This window comes from Pantoea sp. X-Soil-ISGK-275 (assembly GCF_059730795.1).
Genome location: NZ_AP035976.1, coordinates 2,590,802 through 2,612,982 on the forward strand (window position 1 = coordinate 2,590,802; position 22,181 = coordinate 2,612,982).

Consider the following 22,181-nt stretch of genomic DNA (forward strand, 5'->3'; position numbering starts at 1 on the left):
GGCATCGTCCCGAATGTGTTTAACTGGCCAGCTGTTGCGCGCTCGATAAGTTACTGAGTTCGTCACTGTGGAACGCCTCACGTCGCACGCTGTAACCATCATACCAACGACACTCTACCATTCCGCTGGCATAGCCGGTGACCACCATGGTGGGTCCGCCCTGTTTGTGCTGAACTTCGTCACTGATTGCAAAGATCATACCGCACCTCCCTCTTTCATCGTTAAATGACCGAATTTAGGTATAGCAGCTGTGACCGATTTTTTCCTATACGATAAATCTATTACTTCTACTAAATCAGAATAAGCAGTTAAAAACTCTGCAAATAAAAAAAGCCGACAAGATTTATTGTCGGCTTTGATAGCACTTCCCGAACAGGAAAATTAGATTTTGCAGCCTTCGCAGTCCGCTTCGTCGCTGATATCAGCCGGGACTTCGTTGGCTTTCTCTGCCGCTTTGGCTTCAGCCTGTTCCAGCTGTGCATCGATATCAAATTCAAACATATCGTCGTTCATCATCGTTCTCCTGACCGTGATTAGAAATTTACAGCGCTTTATAACTGCTAGCCGCGCAGCTTAGCAATCAGATTTACGCCCAACAGCACGATCGACCCAATGATAAAGCCGATCACCAGATTGGCACCGTTGGTCAGCAGTGCCGAGACCACACCGTTGAATCCGGCGCTGTATTCGCTGATGGCGTGATGTAACGGCGTAATGCCGTGCACCACAATGCCGCCACCGACCAAGAACATCGCGAGGGTACCGACCAGCGTTAAGGCTTTCATTAACCAGGGCGCAAAGGCAAGCAATACGCCGCCAATCGCCTGCGCGACGGTGGAGGATTTCTCTTTGAGCCAGAATCCCAAATCATCGATTTTGACAATCATCGCCACGATGCCGTACACGCCGATGGTCACCAGAATAGCGACGCCCGCCAGAATCAGCACCTGATTCAGCAGCGGCGCCTCTGAAACGATGCCCAGCGTGATGGCGACAATTTCTGCCGAGAGGATAAAGTCGGTGCGCACCGCGCCTTTGACTTTGTCCTTTTCAAACGCACGCGGATCCTGCTGCGCCAGTTTGTCGAGACGCTGTTGACGCGCTTCTGGACTCTGCTCAGCCTTATCATGATTCAGGCTGTGCAGCACTTTCTCCACGCCTTCGTAGCAGAGATACGCGCCGCCAATCATCAGTAGCGGCGTAATCAACCAGGGCGCAAACGCCGAGATCAATAATGCCAGCGGCACCAAAATCAATTTATTGAGAAAGGAGCCTTTTGCCACGCTCCATACAACCGGCAATTCACGGTTGGCTTTGACACCGCTAACCTGCTGCGCATTCAGCGACAAATCGTCACCCAATACGCCTGCGGTCTTCTTTGCCGCAACTTTGCCCATGACCGAGATATCGTCGAGCAGTGTTGCAATATCATCCAGAAGTGTAAGTAAACTGGTTCCTGCCAAAGTGGTATTCCTTATTATTCCGGTTCGTGATCCTGACAACAGGGGCAACGCTCAATCGCCGTCACTGACATATCGGCGATGCCCGCACAGTCCCATTCAACGCGTAATGGTCCCGTCAGATCCCCGGCGTGCAAATACTTGCTCACCGGACTTTCCGTCATGCCGCTGATCTCTTCGGTAGCAACCAGTCGATCGCCAAGATAAATGCGCGCCGTGGCTTGGGTTGTCACCATCCGCTCATCGCGGAGTTGATACAGGCGCTTAACGGTAAGTTTGATGCTGCTCATGGCTCATTCCGCGTCCCAGAGAAAAGGGAGATCTAAACTGTTATGGCGGCTAAAAGCAACAATCTCGCACTATGCAACGCGATAGTGATGCAAGCCCTGATGGTCGATTTCGCTGCTGTCGGTTGCCGCCAGCAGCCACTCTTCTAAACGTTCTATCAACGCGCTGTCCTCCAGCTGCAGTTTGCCGCGTAGCGCGCACTCCCAAACAATCAATACTTTCCAACCTCCTTCGCGCAGTTGTTCGACGTAACGCCGGTCGCGCTCAACGTTACTGTTTATTTTGCCGCTCCAAAATTCGGTACGCGTGGCGGGCATCTTGAATAAGTAGCAGTGATGACGATGCCAGAAGCAACCGTGAACAAAGATTATCGCTTTCTCGGCGGGCAGGACAAAATCCGGGCGGCCCGGTAGCGCTTTATCCTGCACGCGATAGCTGAAGCCGCGATCTTTGAGAATCAACGCGATACGCTGTTCAATCGCGGTATCCTGATTGCGAATGGCGCGCATGTTTTTGCTGCGAATGGCTTGCGAGTGAACGTCTGCCATAGCGTCTCCTTGTTTTAGCGCTTCTTCAACTTTAGCGGCTTAGGGCAAAAGTGAAAGCACACCGCACGCCAATTTCCTCGTTGCGTGATGAGTGTTAGCATAGCCGCTTCACTGTTAAGGAAAAACGCATGCTCGCTATCGACCCCGTCTCGCCCTCCCCGTTAACTGCCAATCAGGATGACGCGACGTCGCTGTTACTGCAGGTGCTCGATATCTATGCCGCACGCGATGTGGTTATTACCTTAACCGACGCCGGTGGCCGCGACTGGAGCGTGCCGCGTTTGAATCGCATTCGCGCCGGTAAAAGTGCCGTGCCGGCGCTCTCCAGCCGCGAAGTCGCCAACCTGCAGGCCTTGCTGCCGCAGCGTCCGGCACATTACGACGACGCCAAATTCCAGTTTGTTGATCTGTTTGCCGGTATCGGCGGCATTCGCCGTGGCTTTGAGCAAATTGGCGGCCAGTGCGTGTTCACCAGTGAATGGAATAAAGACGCGGTGCGCACTTACAAAGCCAACCTGTATAGCGATCCGCAGCTGCACCACTTCAACAGTGATATTCGTCTGGTGACGCAGCCGGCAGGCATCAGCGATGAGCAGGAAATTTATCAGTATATCGATCGCACCATTCCCAATCATCAGGTGCTGCTGGCCGGTTTTCCTTGCCAGCCCTTCTCGCTGGCGGGCGTGAGCAAGAAGAATGCGCTGGGTCGCGCGCACGGTTTTGAGTGTGAAGCGCAAGGCACGCTGTTTTTCGATGTGGCGCGCATTCTCGCCGCGAAAAAGCCGCCGTTTTTCGTGCTGGAGAACGTGAAAAACCTCAAAAGTCACGATAAAGGCCGCACCTTCGCCATCATTATGGCCACGCTGGATGAACTCGGTTATGACGTGGCGGATGCCAACGACAGCGGTTTGCCGGATGCTAAGGTTATCGATGCGCGCCATTTTCTGCCGCAGCATCGCGAGCGTATTGTGCTAGTGGGCATTCGTCGCGACACCGGGCTCAGTAATGACTTTTCGTTGCGCGCCCTGCCCGCGCTCTATCCGCAAAAGGTGCCCTCGCTTTACAGCCTGCTGGAAACCCAGCCGGAAGCGAAATACACGCTGTCACCGACGCTGTGGAATTATCTCTATCAATACGCGAAAAAGCACAAAGCCAAAGGTAACGGCTTCGGCTTTGGCCTTAACGATCCGCGTAATCTAAACATCTGTGTGCGCACCTTATCGGCGCGCTATTACAAAGATGGTTCGGAAATCCTCATCGATCGCGGCTGGGATTACGCGCAAGGCGAAAGCGATTTCCAGCAGGCAGAGAACATGGCGCGTCGCCCGCGTCGTTTAACCCCGCGTGAATGCGCCCGCCTGATGGGTTTTGAAGCGCCGGGAGAAGCTAAACTGCGTATTCCGGTGTCCGATACGCAAGCCTACAAGCAGTTCGGCAACTCGGTGGTGGTGCCGGTATTTGCTGCGGTGGCACAACTGTTATTACCGCTGATTGAACAGCACGCCGCGCAAAAGGCGTAGCTATTCAGGACCACAATTTTATTTAGGGCCGCGCTTTATGCTGTTTTCCGCCTAATCGCGCCCGCTGTCACCAAACTGTCACGCGTGCTGCCAATACTCCTGTTTTATTTTTTGGAGGCGTGTGATGTCACTCCTGTCTGTTATCTCTCTGCCGCTGCGGCTGCGCGCACGGTTATCCCTGAAAATTCCATTGTGGCTCACCAGTTTGCGTAGCCAGTTTTTGCTGTTCATTGTGGTGTTCTGCTCGCTGCAGTTTGCCGGTGTGCTGCTGCTAAATACCCACGTCAATCAGACGCAAACCTCGCTGCAGCAGGCCAATCAACTGCGCGAACGTCTGGCCCTGCTGGATAAAGCGCGTATCGAACTGCTTACCGCCAGCGATAACAGCCATCGCGCCGGTATTTATCTGATGCAGGATCAGCAAAGTGGCTCGGTGGATAGCTGGAAAAGTCTGGCAGCGTCAGCTGATGACTCATTGAAAAAGGCGCAACAACAGTTCGCCGCCTACCACGCCAAAGCGGATAGCCCGCTGGCGCAAGGTTTCGCTATGCTGGCCGAAGGATTGCAGGAGCAGCTAAAAGGATTAGCGGCCAACGACATCAACGCCTTTTTTATGGTGCCGATGCAGGCGTTTCAGCAACAGTTTAATGATGCCTGGTTTAGTGAAATCGAGCAGGCCAATCATCAACTCAGCAGCGTGAATCAGAACACGCTCAGCACCTTGAAGCTGAGCCGCAATATGTCGCTGATTGTCAGCGCGGTGCTGATGGCGCTGTTAGTGCTGGCCTCCAGCTTGCTGATGCGCGGCGTGCTGTTGCCGCTGCGTCGCGCTAACGCGCAGCTGGAACGGGTCGCCACCGGTGATTTGGTCGATGCGCAAAACCATCCGCGTCGCCAATCGCTGGAAACGCGCCAGCTGTTCCAGTCGATTGATGCCATGCGGCGCGGCTTGCAGCAGATTGTGCGCGACATCAACACCGTGGCGGTCAGCGTCGCCGCCGGTGCCGAGGATATGCAGCAGCACAACGAAAAAGTGATGCAGCAACACCAGAAGCAAAATGCCAGCTTTCATCACCTGTCGCAGCGCCTGGATCGCGTTTCGGAAGAGGTGGAGATCGGTGCACAGTTCTCGCAGCAGGCGACGCAGGAAGCGCAATCAGCGGATGCGTTGATGCGCAACTGCGCGGTAGAGGTCGATAAGATGGAAACCCAGATGCAGCAGATTGTCACCGCATCCGATGATATCGCCGGGATTGTGGGCATGCTGGATGACTTGTCGATGCAGACGCGGTTGTTATCGCTGAATGCCGCCATTGAGTCGGCACATGCGGGCGCTTACGGCCGCAGCTTCTCGGTGGTCGCCAAAGAGATGGGCTTGCTCTCGCAGCAAAGCGGGGCTTCCACGCGCCAGATCGATGGCTTGATTCAGCATACGCAGCAGCATGTGCATGATGGCTTCGATAAGGTGAAAGCGCTGGAAGTGCTGTTCGCGCAGATCAGCGCTGCGGTGTCTGGCGTGGTAACGCAGCTGAACGAGCTGCAGCAAAACAGTGCCGCGCAGAGCCATCGGGTAAAAAATATTGCGCTGGAAGTGGTGGAGATGAGCGGACAGCTGCAGCAAAACGAAGCGCTGAACGCCCATCAGGTGCAATCGGCGGTGCAATTGCGCGCATTATCGGACCGCCTGGCGCAGCGCGCGCAGCAGTTCCGTATTTAATCTGCAGGCATAAAAAAACCCGTCAATGACGGGTTTTTTCGCTTATTTCTTCTTCTTACTTTTCTTCAGCAGCGCACGAATCTGCTTCAATTCCGCAGCGGAGAGCTGATCTTCCACTGCTTCCTGGGTATCCAGACTATCAATGGCCGGTAGCTCACCCGCATCTAAACTGGCCTGCAAGCGATTAACGATCTCCTGACTCATGGAGATTTGGTTATCTGCGGCTAACTGTTTGATGTGCTCTTTCAGTGCCGGGTCAATTTTAATGGTTAAGTTAACAGTCTCGGTCATTTTCATACTCCCTTTTGATTTACAACAACGTAGCGGAAGCAGCTAAAAGTTAACAGACTGTCATAAAAATTTAATATTACGAGTGTATAGGGCTGAAATCCCTTAACACCGATTCATCAACCGACGTCAGATTGCCCTGCAACTCGGCGCACAGTTTGCCCATGTAGTGCACAAGAAAATCGGCGTTATGTTCGGCCAGCAGGCGTCCGGCTTCGGTTTGCATGGTTTGCGGTAAACCCAGCAGCTTTTTCTGGAAGTGATCCAGCGTCCACTTCACGTCATCCAGTTCACGCTCTTTCCCTAACGGATCTTCGCTATCAAACAGCGGACGACCTAGCGCGCCCGCCGTGTAGAAAACCCGCGCCAGGCCGATAGCACCTAATGATTCGAGACGATCGGCGTCCTGCACAATTTTCGCTTCCAGCGTTTGCGGCGCGATACGCGCGCTAAAGCTGTGAGCCTGCACCGCGTGCGCGACGGCATCCAGCAGTTCAAATGGGAAGTCCGGGAAATCCTGCTGCAGAATGCGACGCGTCTCTTCCGCCGCATAGGTTGAGGCTAAATGACGTTCAGGATGGTTTTTCGGCAGGTTAACCACATCGTGAAAGTAGCAGGCGGTCATCACGACCATTGGATCGGCGTCGCTGTGCTGCATGATGCGCTTCGCACTCATCCAGACGCGGCGCAGGTGCGCGATATCGTGGGCTTTGTCGTCGTGCAGCCAATTGAGCTGCAGCCAGTTCTCGTAGCGTTGTTGCCAGTGAGTAAGTGACATCGTGCTTCTCCTGTTATTGCTGTTATCTAGGTTCCTGCGGACATCATAGCGGCCTGGTCATGACACTTTTTTTACATCCTTCCAGGATGTGCAAAGCGTAAAAATGAGATCCCGATCTTGTTATAGCGCTGTTAACGTCACTTGCACAGCAGCCATGACGATTTCGGTATTTCCTTAGTGCGTTTTAGTTAAATAACTCTGTTCAATAGGTTTAATATATTCGCGTCATCAACAAATTTCGCTTAAGCGCTTAATTCCAGTTATCTATGCTGATAAATGGGGCTTCTTAGAGGCAGATCAACACGGCATAATCTGAAAAGGTTCCCATTCTGGCCTTTATAACGTACTGTATCTGGAAAATTTATGACTTCGGATCCTTGCGAAGTCCTTTTCAGCACACATTTTGCTTATGAACCATTTTTAAAATCTAAAATTGCCAGATTTGCCTGATACTAAGGCGACAAATTATTAAGCAAACTGATTCAAACCCATTATGCTAGCTCTCACATCTTCGGATGTTGGGGGATTCTTCGCAGTTTCCGGGTTTGTGACACAATAAGAGGTATGCAATGAAAGAACGGCCGATTCTTTTTTCCGAACAGCGGGTGCGCGCCCTGCTGGTTGGCCAGCAAACGCAGACCCGGCGCATTATGAAAACTCAAGCTTTCGGTCCGGGTCAGGATCACCATGAAGGCGTACACGCGTTTGACGTCAGCGCCAACCATCTGCACGGCTATAAATTGATGTCGATGACCGACGTCAGTTCGCACTGCCCATTTGGTCAGGCGGGTGATGGTTTGTGGGTCCGTGAAACCTGGCGCGGCCCGATTGTGCCGGAAAACTTACTGGCGGATTACGAACGCGATCCCCTGCCGTTCCGCAATGCGGCGTATTGCCAATACCGCGCGGACAGCAATGAGCTGGGGCAGCTGGATGAGAATTTGCAGAATGCCGAGCAGTTTGGCTGGCAGACCGCCATTCACATGCCGCGCTGGGCCAGCCGCATCGATCTGCAAATTACCTCGGTACGTGCCGAGAAGATTCAGGATATCAGTGAAGATGACATCATGGCGGAAGGCGTGCAGACCGATTCGCACTTCCTCAATAACTTCTTCACCATGAATATGAATTCTGAATCGCCGAAAGAAGCCTACCGTAAGGCGTGGCAGAAACAGTACGGCGCCACCAGCTGGGAAGTGAACCCGTGGGTTTGGGTGATCGCGTTTCAACGGGTTGAACGCTAAATAAATGCTGCAAAGCAGGCAAACGTAAGGTCGTCATTCATGACGACCTTTTTAATGTCCTCACCATGACTTTCCCGCTTTGCCACGCTAATCACAGACAAATCCTCGACTAACTGGTTGAATAGCTGGCTTTGATCACGCGCTGGTAATTCCTCCTTTGCCGCGCCAGGATACTGTTTTCGTCTGAAGAGTGAGTGACGCAATGTTCAAATGGCCGTGGCATGCGCAAATAGAGACTTCAGTACTGGCACTTCCCTGGCAGCAGGCGCTGGCGCAGCCGATCTTTTCACTGCTCGATGCTGATGAAAAAACCGCACTGGTTACGCTGGCACAACGCTTCCTGCAGCAGAAAAAAATTTCGCCGCTGCAAGGCCTGCAGCTCGATGAACTGTTACTGACACGTCTGGCGTTACTGTTCTGTTTGCCGGTCTTAAAGCTGGGTCTCGAATGGCTCGATGGCTTCCATGAAGTGCTGATCTATCCCGAGCCGTTCAACGTCGACGATCGCTGGGAAGATGGTAACGGTCTGGTACACCACGCGCCGGCTGTGCACGCCGGACAAAGCTGGACGCAAGGTCCAGTGGTGTTAAACGCATTGGATATTCTGGATTCACTCGATCTCTCCGGTTTTAACCTGGTGATCCACGAAGTAGCGCATAAACTCGATGCGCGTGGCAGCGGTTATACCAGCGGCATTCCGGTGATAGCGCTACGTGATGTCGCCAGCTGGGAGAAAGATTTGCAGCAGGCAATGGCAGAAATTGAAGCTGAAGTGGAATTAGTCGGTGAACAGGCGGCAACCATCGATCCCTATGCCGCCAGCGATGCAGCAGAGTGTTTCGCGGTGCTGTCAGAGTATTTCTTCAGCGCACCGGATTTACTGGCTAACCGCTTCCCGGTGATGTATCGCCATCTGCAGCAGTTCTATCGTCAGGATCCACTGGCGCGATTGGCGATGCTGACAGCAGAACCTGCTTAAATCGCGATCGCTTTGTACTAATGCTAGCCAGTTGAATACAAATGTGTTTTAAGCTGTTGACACCTGCAAGGGGCGCCATTAATATTCGCCTCGTTCACACGATTCCTCTGTAGTTCAGTCGGTAGAACGGCGGACTGTTAATCCGTATGTCACTGGTTCGAGTCCAGTCAGAGGAGCCATATTTAGAGAAGCCCGCTTAGGAAACTAAGCGGGCTTTTTGCTTTTCTTATATTCTTTCCTGCCGTTCATTTCTGAAACTTTTGGCATAATTCTGCTTATCTGAGGGTAAAAGAATTACCAATCAACCCAAAAGTATCAAAAATGACACTTTGAATCCCTGGACTCCATTTTTTTAGTAGAAATTGCATGAAAAGACGCTAAAGGTTCAAAAATGAACCTTTTAGTATTATATTCAGGCAATGTCTATGCATGCCGCTTAAAAAACCAGGAAAGAGTCATAAATGAACCTTGATGAAATTAGGTCTCTACTTAAAAGCCTCTCTCATGCAGACAAGCAGAAATTGCTCGATGAGTGGCCACTTGATGTTCAACCTTTCACTGAATTCGCAGCATCCGATAAGCCAATACTGAGCGCCCTTGAGCTTTCATTACTGCCACCCATACTGACCAATGAGTTGAAGCGGCAAAATATCACCTATGAAGAGATGGCGATGCAAATTGGCGTGTCTATCTCAACCTTCAAAAGAATGATCGCCAATCCCGCAGCCGCAAAGGCGATGAATCTTCATGCCTTACTTAAGGAACTCGGAGTAAAAGTATGGCTCGAAAAATAGAGGTGTGGCTCTATGACAAGTCTGTCGGTACCTTGACAGAGGAGGACGCCGGTTTCACTTTCTGTTACCGGCCCAATTATAGCGGTCGCGCGATTTCATTAAGTATGCCGGTAAGGCGAGAACCTTATTTTAATGAAGAGCTCCATCCTTTCTTCAAAGGGTTGGCACCAGAAGGTTGGTTGCGTAAACGATATTCTGAAATTCAAAAAATTGATGATAAAGATCTGTTTGGATTACTCATGCAGAACGGTAACGACTTGCTTGGTGCAGTAGTACTCAAGGAGATAACATCATGAATTCAGCATGCTGCCTGATAAATTTAGCTCAACTCAAGGAATCCGAGCTTGATACGAACTATTCCCTTAAAGGCATTAAACATCTGTTTGGTAGTGTAAACGTTGCCCTTAGTTTGCCCTTTACGCGAAGTCAGTTTATTCAGGAATTGCCTGAACGTCAGAAAGGCATGAGTATTTCCGGCTATCAACCGAAGCTTTCGCTGTGTCTGGAAGAGGGGGAACTGCAGGTTGTCAGTAATAACGGCACGTATATTCTTAAACCCTCACCTGAAGAGTACCCACATCTGGCGGAAAATGAGCATGCCACAATGTGCGTCATGCAACGTCTAAGATTTAACGTTCCTCCCTTTGGCTTAATCCCCTTTCAAGCAGAAAAAGGCCGACCAAATGAGTTGGCCTTTGTGATCAAAAGATATGATCGCTTAGAAGACCTAACGCGATTACATCAGGAGCAGTTGGATGGCGCGATGGGACTCGATGATAAATATGGCAAAATTGATAATAAAAAAGCCATCAGTTATGAGAGGGCTGCCAAATTTCTGAATAGCGCAGTCAGCAATAGTTTAAACAGTAAGCGCGACCTTTTTTTACGCATCGTCTATGCCTATGTGCTGGGGAATAATGATTTTCATCTGCGTAATATCGGGATCATACTTCCCGAAGCAGGACCCGCTTACCTGGCACCAGTGTATGATTTTATTAGCGTGGTGCCCTATCCCGCTGCATTCGGCGAGTACTTAGCGCTGCCTCTGCTTGAATGTGAAGAAAATGATGCCGGGAGCGCGCCAGGAATTGATTCAGGCTATGGGGAATATGTCGGTGCGGACTTTATCCTGCTTGCTCAGGGTATGGATATTCAACCCGCGCTGGCCCGCAAATGGTTGGTCGATGTGGTGAAGAGTCACTCGCTGATCATTGCTACCTACGCTGAAAGCCATATGCCTGAAGAACAGCGTAATCTCGTACTTGATTATGTCGTACGCAGAATGACGTTACTGGCCGTGACCGAACTGTAACGCGTCTTTCGCGCGTGATCACAGACATAAAAAAACCCGCTGGCCTAAGAGCGGGTTCTTTATTCATCAGCGCACAGTTCATTCCAGTAGCTGTAGCGGATCACATGGTGCAGGCGCTTATCTCTCATAGTAGCGATACACCGAAGGATGGAACTCAACGCCGTAAAGTTGGCTGATGGGAATCAGCAGGTCGATATGGTTGCTGAGATCGAATTCGCGCTCTTCTGCGGTTCCAGTCTCGCCATTGATCAGTTGGTTAAACCACTGCTGCAAGAGGTGTTTCATTGCCAGCTTCTCCACAAATGATTGAGGCTGACAGTAAACCGCATTCACACATATAACCAAAACGATTAGTTGTGCGCTTCTTTGCCAAATATTGCATATATGCAGGGTCGCCATTAATGGCGACCTGCCCAATGCGTTATCCCCGACTCTTCGCCATCATCTTGCGGTAATTGTTCAGCCATTTGCCGCTGGTGAGTCGCCACCAAAAGAATACGCCGCGCACCGTCCAGTCGAGGAACATGCCGAGCCACACGCCAATCACGCCCATTCCCAGCACAATCCCGAGGAAATAACCGGCCACCACGCGTGCGCCCCACATGCTGAACATCGACACATACATGGTGTAACGTGCATCGCGCGCACCTTTAAGGCTGGCGGGCAACACCCATGAGGCGGTCCAGATCGGCATAAAGGCGGCATTGAGCCAAATCAGATGCTTGGTGACTGAAATCACTTCCGGATCGCGGCTGTAAAACTGCGCAAGCGTGCCGGCGAGCGGCACGGTGATCAACGCCAGCGAACACAATCCGATCATCGCCAGCCAGAACACGTGTTTGATTTGCCGTTCCGCCTGCATCACCTGATTCAGCCCCAGCCTGCGCCCGGTAATAATGGTCGATGCCGATCCCAGCGCGTTACCCGGCAGGTTAATCAGCGAAGCAATCGAGAAGGCGATAAAGTTACCGGCGATCTCATTGGTGCCCATGCCAGCGACAAAAATCTGCGTCAGCAATTTGCCGCCGTTAAACAGCACCGATTCAATACTGGCGGGCACGCCAATGCCCAACACTTCCATCAGAATATTGCGGTCCCAGCGCCGGAAATAGCTGGCGATGGAGATCTTCAATGCTGGCGTAATACCGCGATACAACACGTAAATCGCCGCTGCCGCACCGATATAGCGCGAGATGGTCAAGCCCAATCCGGCACCGACAAAGCCCAGCCCTTCCCAACCCATACAGCCGTATATCAGCACGCTACTGATCACGATGTTGAGAATGTTCATGCCGCCGTTGATCAGCATCGGGATTTTGGTATTGCCCGCGCCGCGCAGCGCGCCGCTGCCAATCAGCGCAATCGCCGCCGCAGGATAGCTCCACGCCGAGGTTTGCAGATAGCTTAGCGCCAGCTCTTTCACTTTGGGATCGGCGCTGCCGGCAATCACATCAATGATCAGATGTCCCCAAAACTCGATGGCGATCACCAGCACAAACGCCAGCGCGGTCATCAATCCCAGCGACTGTCGCGTCGCGGCTCGCGCTCGCTTGCCGTTGCGTTTTGCCAGGCTGAACGCCACCACCACCGTGGTGCCGAGATCGATGGCGGCAAAGAAGGAGATGATCACCATGTTAAAGCTATCGGCCAGACCGACGCCCGCCATCGCTTCTTTACCCAGCCAGCTTACCAGGAAGGTACTGAGGACGCCCATCAGCATCACGCACAGGTTTTCGATAAAGATGGGCACGGCTAATGGGGTGATTTCTCGCCAGAACAACGTACGGTAAGAGCGGCGTTTGGGATACCACGCCGTATTTCTGACCGCCCGCATCACTGCTACGCCAGGATTTTGCAAGGGATTACCAAATCACTTTGGAGAGGAAGAAGAGTAATAATGATGATAGGCCACTAACAATTATGCAAAGTGTTTCCCCTCACCATTTAATCATTATTACAAACTTTTTGTCGCCACTACCGCAGGATCGGCTGCGCCCCCCAAATAGGCGCTGCGCACGTCATCATTGTTGAGCAGCTCGGCACCGCTGCCGCTCAGACGAATCTCGCCGTTCACCATCACATAGCCACGATCCGCCAGCTGCAATGCATGGCGGGCATTCTGCTCCACCAGAAACAGCGTCATGCCTTGCTGAGTCAACTCGCGCAGAATGCCAAAGATCTGCTTCACCACAATCGGCGCGAGGCCAAGGCTGGGTTCGTCGAGCAGCAACAACCTGGGTCGACTCATCAGCGCGCGGGCAATTGCCAGCATCTGCTGTTCGCCGCCGGAGAGCGTCATGGCGCGCTGCTTGCGCCGCTCCAGCAGGCGCGGAAACAGCTGATACATGCGATCTTTGTCCTCTTTGACAAACCGCTCGCCGATGGCGATGGTGCCCATTAGCAGGTTCTCTTCCACCGTCATATCAGGAAAGATGCGCCGCCCTTCCGGTGCCTGGGCAATGCCGCTAGCGGCGATGAAGTGGGTCGAGCGCTGGCTGATGGCTTCACCGCGCAACCGAATCTCGCCGCTGGCAATGCGCGGCTGACCAAAGATTGACATCAGCAGCGTGGATTTCCCCGCACCGTTAGCGCCAATCAGCGCCACGGTTTCGCCCTGATTTACCGTCAGCGATACCTGCTTTAGCGCCTGCAAAGGACCGTAAAACACATCGACCTGCTCAAAAGCCAGCATCGGTTCAGCCATGATCGCTCTCCTCTTCTGCGCCGAGATAGGCGGCAATCACTTTGGGATCGTGACGAATTTGCTGCGGCGTGCCTTGGGCAATCACATCGCCATGATCGAGCACTACGATGTGGTCGGAAATGCGCATCACCATTGGCATGTCGTGTTCAATCAGCAACACGCTGATGCGATGGTCGGCGCGCAGACGATGCAAAATCGCGCTCAACGCCTCGGTTTCCACCGGATTCAGCCCAGCCGCCGGTTCATCCAGACAAATCAGTTCCGGTCGCGTACACATGGCGCGCGCGATCTCCAGCCGCCGTTGCTGACCGTAAGAGAGCGTACCGGCCAGGCGGTTGGCGCTGGCGACCAAGTCGACGTTCTCCAGCCAGTAGAAAGCGCGATCCAGCGCGCGATTCTCCGCTTCCTGGTAGCCGCGCGTGTTCAGCACGCCCGCCAGCAGCTGACGATTGACCTGCATATGCTGCGCCACTAGCAGGTTCTCAATCACCGACATTTCACGGAACAGCCGAATATTTTGGAACGTACGCGCCAACCCGGCGCGGTTCACCAGATGCGCGCCGCCAAACATTTTGTACCAGAGCCGCGAGCCGAGCCGGCTGGGATTGATCCAGTCGCCCGCATGGATTTTCTGCCCCAGCACCTGAATCACATCGGTGCTGCGCTGGTTGGCGTTGAGCACAATGCGCCCGCCGGTGGCGCGATAAAAACCGGTCAGGCAGTTGAACACCGTGGTTTTACCCGCGCCGTTGGGGCCAATCAGCGAGGTCACTGAACCGCGCTCCACCGCCAGGCTGACATCATTGAGCGCCTTAATGCCACCAAAGCGCATCATCAGATTGTTCACTTGCAGAATGGCATCACTCATGGCGCACTCCTTTTCGCAACGGCACGCCGACGCGTGCGGTGCGCACCAGCCCGCGCGGCCGCCAGATCATCATCAGCACCATTAACATGCCAAACAGCAGCACGCGGTATTCGGCAAAGCTGCGCAGTAGCTCCGGCGCTACCGTCAGCACAAACGCCGCCAGCACCACGCCAAGCGTCGATCCCATGCCGCCGAGCACCACAATGGCAAGAATCAGCGCCGACTCAAAAAAGGTGAACGAGGTAGGATTGACGAAGCCCTGATAGCTGGCGAAAAACACTCCAGCAATGCCCGCCGTTGACGCGCCCAACATAAAGGCCGAAAGCTTAACCAGCACATGATTGAGCCCCATTGCGCGGCAGGCAATCTCATCTTCACGCAGCGCTTCCCAGGCACGACCAATCGGCATGCGCGTCAGGCGATGCTTGATCCACAGCACCAGCAACACCACCAGAACCAGCACTACGTAGATGAAGATAAACTTCATATTGGGGTTGTAAGTGACATGCAGAAACTCGTGATACGGCACGCCGCCATCGCGCGCGCGACGGGCAAACTCGAGGCCAAAAAAAGTCGGCGACGGCACGGAAACCCCGTTCGGACCGCCAGTGAAGGCTACCCAATTGGTCAGCACCAGACGAATGATTTCACCAAAGCCGAGCGTAACAATCGCCAGATAATCACCGTGCATACGCAGTACCGGGAACCCAAGCAGCGCACCGGCAAACGCCGCCAGCAGCGCCGCCAGCGGCAGCATGCTCCAAAAACCCAACCCGAGATATTGATAGCCGAGCGCCAGGCCGTACGCACCGATGGCATAAAAGGCGACGTAGCCGAGATCGAGTAATCCAGCGAGGCCAACCACAATATTCAAACCCAGTCCGAGCAGCACATAAATCAGGCCGAGAATCGCCACCGTCAGCAGGTATTTGCTGGAGAGGAAGGGAAAGGCCAGCGCTACGACCAGCAGCAACGGCAATATCCAGCGCAAACGCGAACGATAGCCGGGTTCGCGCACGTAAACACCGTCATCGCTGCTGGCAAACTTGCGCATGATGCGCTGACCAAAAGGTGATTGCAGAAACACGCTAAACAGTAAGCGCCCCGCCATCACCACCGCCACCAGCAGCGCCACGCGCTGGGGCGACAGCTTGAAGCTGTAACCGTCGAGCACCACGCCAACAATCGGACCAAACACCACCAGCGCCACCAATCCCGCCAGCAGCGTGTCGAACAGCGCCTGGCGCACAGGACTTTGCGTCATTGCATTCATCGGGGCTTCCTCACACTTTAGCGACCAGCGGCCGTCCCAGCAGTCCTTGCGGGCGGAAGATCAAAATCACCACCAGCAGCGAAAACGAGAACACATCTTTGTAATCAGAATTCACCATGCCAGCGAACTGCGCTTCCGCGACGCCCAGCAATAATCCTCCGAGCATCGCGCCCGGCAATGACCCGATGCCGCCGAGCACCGCCGCAGTAAAGGCTTTGATGCCAATGATAAATCCGGCGTAAAAATCAAAGGTGCCGTAATTCATGGTCACCAGCACGCCAGCCAATCCCGCCATCGCCGCACCAATCACAAACACCAGCGAGATAACGCGATCGGTATTGATACCGAGGATTGAGGCCATACGCCGATCCTGCTGCACCGCGCGGCAAATACGCCCGAGTTTGGTGTACTGGATAATCCAGGTCAGCAGCGCCATGCCGCAAAATGCGGCGATCAGGATGAAGATTTTGGTCCAGGTGATCTGCACCACGCCGCCATCAAACTCCATGCGCAACACGCCGGTGAGCAGTGTAGGGATACCCTGTTGATTCGGTCCCTGACTGAGCTGCACATAGTTCTGCAGAATCAGCGACATCCCGATCGCTGAAATCAGCGGTGCGAGGCGCGTCGAGTTGCGCAGCGGCCGATAAGCGATACGCTCAATCGCCCAGCCGTAAGCCGAAGTGACAATGATGGTGAAGATTAAGGTGCCGAAAATCAGCAGCGGGAAGGAGTGAATGCCGAAAAAGCTGAGTAGCGATAAGCCAATGGCACACAGATAGGCAGATATCATATACACCTCGCCGTGGGCGAAGTTGATCATGCCGATGATGCCGTAAACCATGGTGTAACCGATGGCGATCAGACCATACACGGCACCGAGCGTTAAGCCGTTGATCAGTTGCTGTAAGAAGAAGGCGTCCATAATGTCGTCTCGTACTCAATGGGAGCGCACACCTCGCGCTCAATCGCGAATGGCCCCGCACTGCGCGGGGCCGCGTGGCACATTACAGCTGGTGATATTTGCCTTTGTCGTCCCATTGATACACGACGTAATCCGACACCTTGAGATCGCCTTTGCTGTCCCAGGCTTTTTTGCCCATCACGGTATCGACGCTGTTGGCTTTCAGCCAATCACTGGCCTTGGCGTTGTCTTTGCCTGCCGCTTTGTAAGCAGCCGCCAGCGTCTGCACGGAGGCGTAGGCATACAGGGTGTAACCTTCTGGCTCAAATCCGCTGGCGCGGAATTTCTCGATCACCGCTTTGCCATCGGCGATGGTGCGCGGATCGTTGCCGAAGGTCATGTAAACGCCTTTGGTGTATTGCGGGCCGCCTGCTGCCGTCACCATCTCTTCAGTCACGATGCAATCACCGGAGAAGAAGGCGGCATTAACGCCCTGCTCACGCATCTGACGCACCAGCGGACCGGCCTCCGGATGACAGCCACCGAAATAGACCACGTCCGGTTTCAGCGCGCCAATTTTGGTTACCAACGCATTGAAATCTTTCTCACCGCGCGACAAGCCTTCATACAAAACTTCTTTCACACCACGCTTTTCAAGCGAGGCTTTGGTGGCATCCGCTAACCCCTGGCCGTAAGTGTCTTTGTCATGAATAATGACCACGTTCTTGGCTTTGAGCTTGTCGATGATGTAATCCGCGGCGATAGCGCCCTGCTGATCATCACGGCCACACATACGGAACATGGTTTTCATGCCGCGTTCAGTAATTTTCGGATTGGTTGATCCAGGAGTGATCGCCAGCACGCCGGCTTCATCATAGACTTCCGAGGCGGGCATGGTGGATGAGGAGCAGAAGTGGCCGACCACCGCCATCACCTTGTCCTGATCAACCAGACGGTTAGCGACGGATACCGCCTGTTTCGGTTCACAAGCATCATCGCCCTGCACCAGCACGATTTTCTCGCCATTGATGCCGCCCGCCGCATTGATATCCTCCGCAGCCTGGCTCGCACCTTTCCAGTATTGCGCGCCGTACGTCGCATTAGGCCCAGAGAACGGACCGGCCACACCAATTTTAATATCTGCCTGAGCGTAAAAGGCCACGCTTAAACAACCTGCAATCGCCACCTTCATTGGGTGTTTTATGAATTTCAAAGACATGCTTTCAATCCTCAACGGGTCAGGAACGGAGCCATACCACGGCATGGGAGAAATCAATTTCTGAAACTTTGGCAAAACAGCATGCGGCCCACAAACCCGTAGGGTCGCCATTCATGGCGACCTGCTTTCAGGACAGAGATAGGCTCATTAAGGCCACGGTTGAAAACTAAGCAATAAGCTCGCCAATACCGCGAAGGTAGACAATTTATTACTCGGGCATCGCTCCAGAACAGGAGACACGCGATGTAACATCCCTGCTGATCATAAACATAGCTATGGTTACGCCACGCACCAGCACCGTGATGGTGCAGAATGCGGTCGATCACAGATTCTTCATCGTCGCGCTGGGTTTATCCGCTATGCTCTGGTGAAAGCGGTCCACGTTTCCTAAAGGAGAACCCATGAATACACAACGGAACGGATTGAGCAGCCAGCAAGCGCTGGACGAATTAGAACGCCTGTACGATGCAGCCGTTGACGCGTTGCGCAACGCCATCCGCGATTTCACCGCCAGCGGGCAGTTGCCGGATGAAGGCGCTCGCCAGCAAGGGCTGTTTGTCTATCCTCAACTGCGTATCACCTGGCTTGGCGAAGGCCCGCAAAAAAATCGTACCCGCGCATGGGGACGTTTTACCCATACCGGCAGCTACAGCACCACCATCACGCGCCCGGCGCTACTGCGTCATTATCTCAGCGAGCAGCTGCAGATGCTGGAGAAAGAGTACGACGTGCTGATTGAGGTCGCGCCATCCCAGCAGGAAATTCCTTATCCTTATGTGATTGATGGCTTGTCACTGGACCGCTCAATGAGCGCCAGCATCGCACGCCATTTCCCGACCACCGAACTGTCGCAGATCGGTGATGAAACCGCCGACGGCTTGTTCCACGCCAATGCGATTTTCCCGCTGTCGCACTTTGACGCGCTGCGCACCGATTTCTCACTGGCTCGCCTGCGCCACTACACCGGCACCGGCGTAGAGCACTTTCAGCCGTTTGTGCTGTTCACCAACTACACGCGCTACGTTGATGAGTTCGTGCGCTGGGCAATTGAGCAAGTACAGGATCCCAACACGCCTTACGACAGCCTGGCCTGCGCCGGTGAAGTGGTGATCACTGCCGATACTCAAGACCCCACGGCGATGATGTCCGATCTGGCGTGGAAGAAGCACCAAATGCCCGCCTGGCACCTGACATCACCGAATCGTCGCGGCATTACGCTGGTGAACATCGGCGTTGGCCCGTCCAATGCCAAAACCATCTGCGACCATCTGGCGGTGATTCGTCCGCACGCCTGGCTGATGATTGGCCACTGCGGCGGTCTGCGCGAAAGCCAGACCATCGGCGACTATGTACTGGCGCATGCCTACCTGCGCGACGACCACGTACTGGATAGCGTACTGCCGCCAGATATCCCAATCCCAAGCATCGCCGAAGTGCAGCGCGCCTTGTATGACGCCACCAAAGCGGTGAGCGGCATGCCCGGTGAAGAAGTTAAACAGCGCCTGCGCACCGGCACCGTGGTCACCACCGATGACCGTAACTGGGAGCTGCGCTACTCCGCTTCAGCGCTGCGCTTCAACCTGAGCCGCGCCGTTGCGGTTGATATGGAAAGCGCCACCATCGCCGCGCAGGGTTACCGCTTCCGCGTGCCCTACGGCACCTTGCTGTGCGTATCGGATAAACCGCTGCACGGCGAGATCAAGCTACCGGGCCAGGCAAACCGTTTCTACGAAGGCGCAATCTCAGAGCACCTGCAGATTGGCATCTGCGCGGTGGAACTGCTGCGAGCTGAAGGGGATAAGCTACATTCAAGGAAGCTGAGAACCTTTAACGAGCCACCGTTCAGGTAATGATGATGGCGTTCCGGCCCTTAAAGGGCCGGAACATTGCAGTAAAACGCGTTATGACATTTTCAAAACGATATTCTGCACAAACCACGCCAACACCAGAAGGCCGGTCGGTATCATGATTTTCCAGGTTATGCTGTTATTGAAGGCAGCTATTTTATCCTCCAACTGATTGAATCGTTGGTCAACTCTTTCGAACTTCTCATCAATCCTCTCGAACTTCTCGTCTATCTTTTCAAACTTTTTATCAATTTTGTCGAATTTTTGGTCGAACTTTTCTTCCATCCGCTCAAACTTCTTATCGATACGTTGTTCCAGCGCCCCCAGCTCGACCATAATCTCTACCCGCATGACGCCCTGCTCGGCTCTGACCTTTTCGATATCCGCTTTGGTGGCAAAATGCTCTGAACGCGCCGTAAGCACCGCAACATCTGTCTGAATCTGCTGTGTGGTTTTTTCCAGCTGTTCAACCCGTTTGGTTAATTGTTCCATTTGATGATCTCCTTTGTTTCCAACGTCAAAAATAAGCGGTGGGAACACACGAGTTGTATTGCTAATGGGGTAATCCATTACCGAGTCCTCTTCCATCGCGTTGCTCAACCTTTCCACCACACCGTTAGTGAAACAGATTTGCGCAGCGTTAACATTCCACGATCCCGCCATTCGCAGCACATTTTTTGCGGGCAGGTTTACACAACACGCACAGCCTGGGCCGTTTTGAGATTGAAGGAAAGTGAGTATCAAAAAGGATTGCGAGGTGACACGCAGAAAATAAACGAAGGGATGCAACAGCAGACACGGAAGCCCGAGCGGGCTTCCGTTAAGCAAGATTTACGCGCTCAGCCAGCCCAGTTTGATGACAAACAGAATCGACAGAATGATCAGCGCCGGGTTGACCTCTTTGGTGCGACCGCTCAGCAGTTTCACCACTGTCCAGGTGATGAATCCGAAGGCAATACCGTTGGCGATTGAGTAGGTCAGCGGCATGGTCAGCGCTGTCACGGTAACCGGCGCGGCGGTGGTGATGTCTTTCCAGTCAATATCAGCCAGACCAGATGCCATCAGCACCGCAACAAACAGCAGCGCTGGCGCAGTGGCATAAACCGGTACGCTGCCCGCCAGCGGCGAGAAGAACAGGCTCAGCAGGAACAGAATCGCCACCACAATTGCTGTCAAACCGGTACGGCCACCGGCGCTGACGCCCGCAGCAGATTCCACATAGCTGGTGGTGGTTGACGTACCGAGCAGCGAGCCAAACAGCGCGGCGGCGCTATCTGCGATCAACGCACGACCCATTTTCGGCACGTTGCCCTGCTCATCCGCCAGTCCAGCACGCTTGGTCACACCTAGCAAGGTGCCGGTGTTATCGAACACGTCCACGAACAGGAAGGCGAAGATCACGCTGACCAGGCCAACGTTAAACGCACCCGCGATATCCAGCTGCATAAAGGTTGGCGCGATAGAGGGCGGAGCTGAGAACACGCCGCCAAACGGCGTCAGGCCAATGCCCATGGAAATAAAGGTCACCACCAAAATACCGATCAGCACCGCGCCGGTAACGCGACGCGCTTCCAGCACCACAATGATGAAGAAGCCGAGCAGCGCCAGCAGCGGGCCCGGTTTGGTCAGGTCGCCCAGGCCAACCAGCGTAGCTGGGTTATCCACCACGATGCCCGCGCCTTCCAGCGCGATGATCGCCAGGAACAGGCCGATACCGGCACCAATACCGGCACGCAGTGGCAGCGGAATGCTGTTAATAATCCACTCACGAATTTTGAAAAGCGACATGGCAAAGAAGATCACCGCCGACAAGAACACCGCGCCCAGCGCGACTTGCCACGTGTAACCCATATGCAGAACCACGGTATAGGTAAAGAAGGCGTTGAGGCCCATGCCCGGTGCGAGTGCAATCGGATAGTTAGCGATCAAGCCCATTAACACACAGCCAATCGCCGCAGCCAGACAGGTCGCCACGAAGACCGCACCTTTATCCATGCCGGTTGCACCGAGAATGCTCGGGTTAACAAACAGGATGTAAGCCATTGCCAGGAAGGTAGTGATACCCGCAATGATTTCTGTGCGAACCGTTGTGTTGTGCGCTTTTAATTTGAAGAGTTTTTCTAACATCATCATCTCTCATGAGCGGAGTCGGCACGAATGCGCGCGCTCCTTGCCAATGTGGTTTACAGACTTATTGTTGTATTGGACGCAAGGCGTTTAACCTTCCCCTGTCCTCATAGCAATAGCTATGCCATCACCCTACGCAATCGATTACGTTTCCGAATAATGCTTCGCTTAGGATAATTCCGAACCAGAATGAGGCGCGATTATGGTGCATTGCACCAGCGCCGCGCAATCGTTTTCCCTCGTTGCGATTGTTTGGCAAAAAGAGTGCGGCACTGCACGCTTCCGCACTCTGCCAGGCGATGGCGCTCACG

General features: G+C 53.7%; 24 protein-coding genes and 1 tRNA gene. 9 read left to right on the forward strand and 16 right to left on the reverse strand.

Going from position 1 to position 22,181, the window contains the following annotated elements:
* Positions 1–19: 19 nt before the first annotated feature.
* The 5 genes from AC6I8A_RS12165 to AC6I8A_RS12185 all read right to left on the reverse strand — a co-directional run bounded on the left by AC6I8A_RS12165 (position 20) and on the right by AC6I8A_RS12185 (position 2,296).
* Entirely contained in the window at positions 20–199 is a 180-nt protein-coding gene (locus AC6I8A_RS12165; protein WP_293793252.1) for a YodC family protein, read from the reverse strand.
* Positions 200–381: 182 nt separating this feature from the next.
* Positions 382–516, reverse strand: coding sequence for a hypothetical protein (locus AC6I8A_RS12170; RefSeq protein WP_255253243.1), 135 nt, complete (start codon positions 514–516; stop codon positions 382–384).
* Positions 517–560: 44 nt separating this feature from the next.
* The gene (locus AC6I8A_RS12175) at positions 561–1,463 is read right to left on the reverse strand and encodes a DUF808 domain-containing protein (RefSeq protein ID WP_436332760.1); all 903 of its coding nucleotides are present in this window, start codon (positions 1,461–1,463) and stop codon (positions 561–563) included.
* 14 nt (positions 1,464–1,477) lie between these two features.
* A complete protein-coding gene (locus tag AC6I8A_RS12180; RefSeq protein ID WP_008105433.1) occupies positions 1,478–1,750 on the reverse strand; it encodes a hypothetical protein in 273 nt (90 codons plus the stop codon).
* Between the two features lie 69 nt (positions 1,751–1,819).
* Complete coding sequence (locus AC6I8A_RS12185) at positions 1,820–2,296, reverse strand: very short patch repair endonuclease (RefSeq protein ID WP_497818565.1); 477 nt, start codon at positions 2,294–2,296, stop codon at positions 1,820–1,822.
* A gap of 128 nt (positions 2,297–2,424) precedes the next feature.
* On the opposite strand from AC6I8A_RS12185, the gene dcm reads away from it, so the two are divergent.
* Together dcm and AC6I8A_RS12195 are read left to right on the forward strand one after the other, a co-directional pair.
* Complete coding sequence (gene dcm, locus AC6I8A_RS12190; RefSeq protein WP_497818566.1) at positions 2,425–3,816, forward strand: DNA (cytosine-5-)-methyltransferase; 1,392 nt, start codon at positions 2,425–2,427, stop codon at positions 3,814–3,816.
* A 124-nt stretch (positions 3,817–3,940) separates the two neighbouring features.
* On the forward strand, positions 3,941–5,533 hold the full coding sequence (locus AC6I8A_RS12195; RefSeq protein WP_497818567.1) for a methyl-accepting chemotaxis protein: 1,593 nt from the start codon (positions 3,941–3,943) through the stop codon (positions 5,531–5,533).
* A gap of 42 nt (positions 5,534–5,575) precedes the next feature.
* Here AC6I8A_RS12195 and AC6I8A_RS12200 read toward each other — a convergent pair whose 3' ends face one another.
* Positions 5,576–5,824, reverse strand: coding sequence for a hypothetical protein (locus tag AC6I8A_RS12200; protein WP_497818568.1), 249 nt, complete (start codon positions 5,822–5,824; stop codon positions 5,576–5,578).
* A gap of 76 nt (positions 5,825–5,900) precedes the next feature.
* Complete coding sequence (locus AC6I8A_RS12205) at positions 5,901–6,599, reverse strand: phosphohydrolase (protein WP_154157376.1); 699 nt, start codon at positions 6,597–6,599, stop codon at positions 5,901–5,903.
* A 569-nt stretch (positions 6,600–7,168) separates the two neighbouring features.
* On the opposite strand from AC6I8A_RS12205, the gene AC6I8A_RS12210 reads away from it, so the two are divergent.
* From AC6I8A_RS12210 to AC6I8A_RS12235, 6 genes are all read left to right on the forward strand, one after another.
* A complete protein-coding gene (locus AC6I8A_RS12210; protein ID WP_008105447.1) occupies positions 7,169–7,843 on the forward strand; it encodes an ASCH domain-containing protein in 675 nt (224 codons plus the stop codon).
* A gap of 202 nt (positions 7,844–8,045) precedes the next feature.
* The gene (gene mtfA, locus AC6I8A_RS12215) at positions 8,046–8,822 is read left to right on the forward strand and encodes a DgsA anti-repressor MtfA (protein WP_256696761.1); all 777 of its coding nucleotides are present in this window, start codon (positions 8,046–8,048) and stop codon (positions 8,820–8,822) included.
* A gap of 103 nt (positions 8,823–8,925) precedes the next feature.
* A tRNA-Asn gene (locus AC6I8A_RS12220) sits at positions 8,926–9,001 on the forward strand.
* 282 nt (positions 9,002–9,283) lie between these two features.
* Positions 9,284–9,616 (forward strand): XRE family transcriptional regulator, encoded by a 333-nt coding sequence (locus AC6I8A_RS12225; RefSeq protein ID WP_256696762.1) that lies wholly within the window; start codon positions 9,284–9,286, stop codon positions 9,614–9,616.
* Positions 9,601–9,912: a HipA N-terminal domain-containing protein gene (locus AC6I8A_RS12230; RefSeq protein ID WP_256696763.1), complete on the forward strand. Its 312-nt coding sequence runs from the start codon at positions 9,601–9,603 to the stop codon at positions 9,910–9,912. The genes AC6I8A_RS12225 and AC6I8A_RS12230 overlap by 16 nt, the downstream gene beginning before the upstream one ends.
* Complete coding sequence (locus AC6I8A_RS12235) at positions 9,909–10,928, forward strand: HipA domain-containing protein (protein WP_497818569.1); 1,020 nt, start codon at positions 9,909–9,911, stop codon at positions 10,926–10,928. Before AC6I8A_RS12230 ends, AC6I8A_RS12235 begins: the two co-directional genes overlap by 4 nt.
* Before the next feature lie 117 nt (positions 10,929–11,045).
* On the opposite strand, the gene AC6I8A_RS12240 is transcribed toward AC6I8A_RS12235, so the two are convergent.
* The 7 genes from AC6I8A_RS12240 to AC6I8A_RS12270 form a co-directional block, all read right to left on the reverse strand.
* On the reverse strand, positions 11,046–11,213 hold the full coding sequence (locus AC6I8A_RS12240; RefSeq protein ID WP_256696765.1) for a hypothetical protein: 168 nt from the start codon (positions 11,211–11,213) through the stop codon (positions 11,046–11,048).
* A 136-nt stretch (positions 11,214–11,349) separates the two neighbouring features.
* A complete protein-coding gene (locus tag AC6I8A_RS12245; RefSeq protein ID WP_154157375.1) occupies positions 11,350–12,762 on the reverse strand; it encodes an EmmdR/YeeO family multidrug/toxin efflux MATE transporter in 1,413 nt (470 codons plus the stop codon).
* 120 nt (positions 12,763–12,882) lie between these two features.
* A complete protein-coding gene (locus AC6I8A_RS12250) occupies positions 12,883–13,632 on the reverse strand; it encodes an ABC transporter ATP-binding protein (protein ID WP_256696767.1) in 750 nt (249 codons plus the stop codon).
* Complete coding sequence (locus AC6I8A_RS12255) at positions 13,625–14,500, reverse strand: ABC transporter ATP-binding protein (RefSeq protein WP_256696768.1); 876 nt, start codon at positions 14,498–14,500, stop codon at positions 13,625–13,627. The genes AC6I8A_RS12250 and AC6I8A_RS12255 overlap by 8 nt, the downstream gene beginning before the upstream one ends.
* On the reverse strand, positions 14,493–15,773 hold the full coding sequence (gene livM / locus AC6I8A_RS12260; protein WP_256696769.1) for a high-affinity branched-chain amino acid ABC transporter permease LivM: 1,281 nt from the start codon (positions 15,771–15,773) through the stop codon (positions 14,493–14,495). The genes AC6I8A_RS12255 and livM overlap by 8 nt, the downstream gene beginning before the upstream one ends.
* A 10-nt stretch (positions 15,774–15,783) precedes the next feature.
* Positions 15,784–16,698 carry an ABC transporter permease subunit gene (locus tag AC6I8A_RS12265; RefSeq protein WP_008105462.1) on the reverse strand — a complete coding sequence of 305 codons (915 nt, stop codon included), beginning with the start codon at positions 16,696–16,698 and terminating at the stop codon, positions 15,784–15,786.
* 82 nt (positions 16,699–16,780) lie between these two features.
* Positions 16,781–17,896, reverse strand: a complete 1,116-nt coding sequence (locus AC6I8A_RS12270; protein ID WP_008105464.1) for a branched-chain amino acid ABC transporter substrate-binding protein — start codon at positions 17,894–17,896, stop codon at positions 16,781–16,783.
* A 401-nt stretch (positions 17,897–18,297) separates the two neighbouring features.
* Between AC6I8A_RS12270 and AC6I8A_RS12275 the strand changes: the two genes are divergently transcribed.
* Complete coding sequence (locus tag AC6I8A_RS12275) at positions 18,298–19,746, forward strand: AMP nucleosidase (RefSeq protein WP_154189992.1); 1,449 nt, start codon at positions 18,298–18,300, stop codon at positions 19,744–19,746.
* A 51-nt stretch (positions 19,747–19,797) separates the two neighbouring features.
* On the opposite strand, the gene AC6I8A_RS12280 is transcribed toward AC6I8A_RS12275, so the two are convergent.
* Together AC6I8A_RS12280 and AC6I8A_RS12285 are read right to left on the reverse strand one after the other, a co-directional pair.
* The gene (locus AC6I8A_RS12280) at positions 19,798–20,313 is read right to left on the reverse strand and encodes a hypothetical protein (protein ID WP_497818570.1); all 516 of its coding nucleotides are present in this window, start codon (positions 20,311–20,313) and stop codon (positions 19,798–19,800) included.
* 261 nt (positions 20,314–20,574) lie between these two features.
* Positions 20,575–21,873, reverse strand: coding sequence for an NCS2 family permease (locus AC6I8A_RS12285; protein WP_008105472.1), 1,299 nt, complete (start codon positions 21,871–21,873; stop codon positions 20,575–20,577).
* Between the last annotated feature and the right edge of the window lie 308 nt (positions 21,874–22,181).

Bases quoted from the DNA above. Each gene is read 5' to 3' on its own strand.
- AC6I8A_RS12165 (WP_293793252.1), bottom strand. From the start codon at position 199: ATGATCTTTGCAATCAGTGACGAAGTTCAGCACAAACAGGGCGGACCC.
- AC6I8A_RS12170 (WP_255253243.1), bottom strand. From the start codon at position 516: ATGATGAACGACGATATGTTTGAATTTGATATCGATGCACAGCTGGAA.
- AC6I8A_RS12180 (WP_008105433.1), bottom strand. From the start codon at position 1,750: ATGAGCAGCATCAAACTTACCGTTAAGCGCCTGTATCAACTCCGCGAT.
- AC6I8A_RS12185 (WP_497818565.1), bottom strand. From the start codon at position 2,296: ATGGCAGACGTTCACTCGCAAGCCATTCGCAGCAAAAACATGCGCGCC.
- dcm (WP_497818566.1), top strand. From the start codon at position 2,425: ATGCTCGCTATCGACCCCGTCTCGCCCTCCCCGTTAACTGCCAATCAG.
- AC6I8A_RS12195 (WP_497818567.1), top strand. From the start codon at position 3,941: ATGTCACTCCTGTCTGTTATCTCTCTGCCGCTGCGGCTGCGCGCACGG.
- AC6I8A_RS12200 (WP_497818568.1), bottom strand. From the start codon at position 5,824: ATGACCGAGACTGTTAACTTAACCATTAAAATTGACCCGGCACTGAAA.
- AC6I8A_RS12205 (WP_154157376.1), bottom strand. From the start codon at position 6,599: ATGTCACTTACTCACTGGCAACAACGCTACGAGAACTGGCTGCAGCTC.
- AC6I8A_RS12210 (WP_008105447.1), top strand. From the start codon at position 7,169: ATGAAAGAACGGCCGATTCTTTTTTCCGAACAGCGGGTGCGCGCCCTG.
- mtfA (WP_256696761.1), top strand. From the start codon at position 8,046: ATGTTCAAATGGCCGTGGCATGCGCAAATAGAGACTTCAGTACTGGCA.
- AC6I8A_RS12225 (WP_256696762.1), top strand. From the start codon at position 9,284: ATGAACCTTGATGAAATTAGGTCTCTACTTAAAAGCCTCTCTCATGCA.
- AC6I8A_RS12230 (WP_256696763.1), top strand. From the start codon at position 9,601: ATGGCTCGAAAAATAGAGGTGTGGCTCTATGACAAGTCTGTCGGTACC.
- AC6I8A_RS12235 (WP_497818569.1), top strand. From the start codon at position 9,909: ATGAATTCAGCATGCTGCCTGATAAATTTAGCTCAACTCAAGGAATCC.
- AC6I8A_RS12240 (WP_256696765.1), bottom strand. From the start codon at position 11,213: ATGAAACACCTCTTGCAGCAGTGGTTTAACCAACTGATCAATGGCGAG.
- AC6I8A_RS12245 (WP_154157375.1), bottom strand. From the start codon at position 12,762: ATGCGGGCGGTCAGAAATACGGCGTGGTATCCCAAACGCCGCTCTTAC.
- AC6I8A_RS12250 (WP_256696767.1), bottom strand. From the start codon at position 13,632: ATGGCTGAACCGATGCTGGCTTTTGAGCAGGTCGATGTGTTTTACGGT.
- AC6I8A_RS12255 (WP_256696768.1), bottom strand. From the start codon at position 14,500: ATGAGTGATGCCATTCTGCAAGTGAACAATCTGATGATGCGCTTTGGT.
- livM (WP_256696769.1), bottom strand. From the start codon at position 15,773: ATGAATGCAATGACGCAAAGTCCTGTGCGCCAGGCGCTGTTCGACACG.
- AC6I8A_RS12265 (WP_008105462.1), bottom strand. From the start codon at position 16,698: ATGGACGCCTTCTTCTTACAGCAACTGATCAACGGCTTAACGCTCGGT.
- AC6I8A_RS12270 (WP_008105464.1), bottom strand. From the start codon at position 17,896: ATGTCTTTGAAATTCATAAAACACCCAATGAAGGTGGCGATTGCAGGT.
- AC6I8A_RS12275 (WP_154189992.1), top strand. From the start codon at position 18,298: ATGAATACACAACGGAACGGATTGAGCAGCCAGCAAGCGCTGGACGAA.
- AC6I8A_RS12280 (WP_497818570.1), bottom strand. From the start codon at position 20,313: ATGGATTACCCCATTAGCAATACAACTCGTGTGTTCCCACCGCTTATT.
- AC6I8A_RS12285 (WP_008105472.1), bottom strand. From the start codon at position 21,873: ATGATGTTAGAAAAACTCTTCAAATTAAAAGCGCACAACACAACGGTT.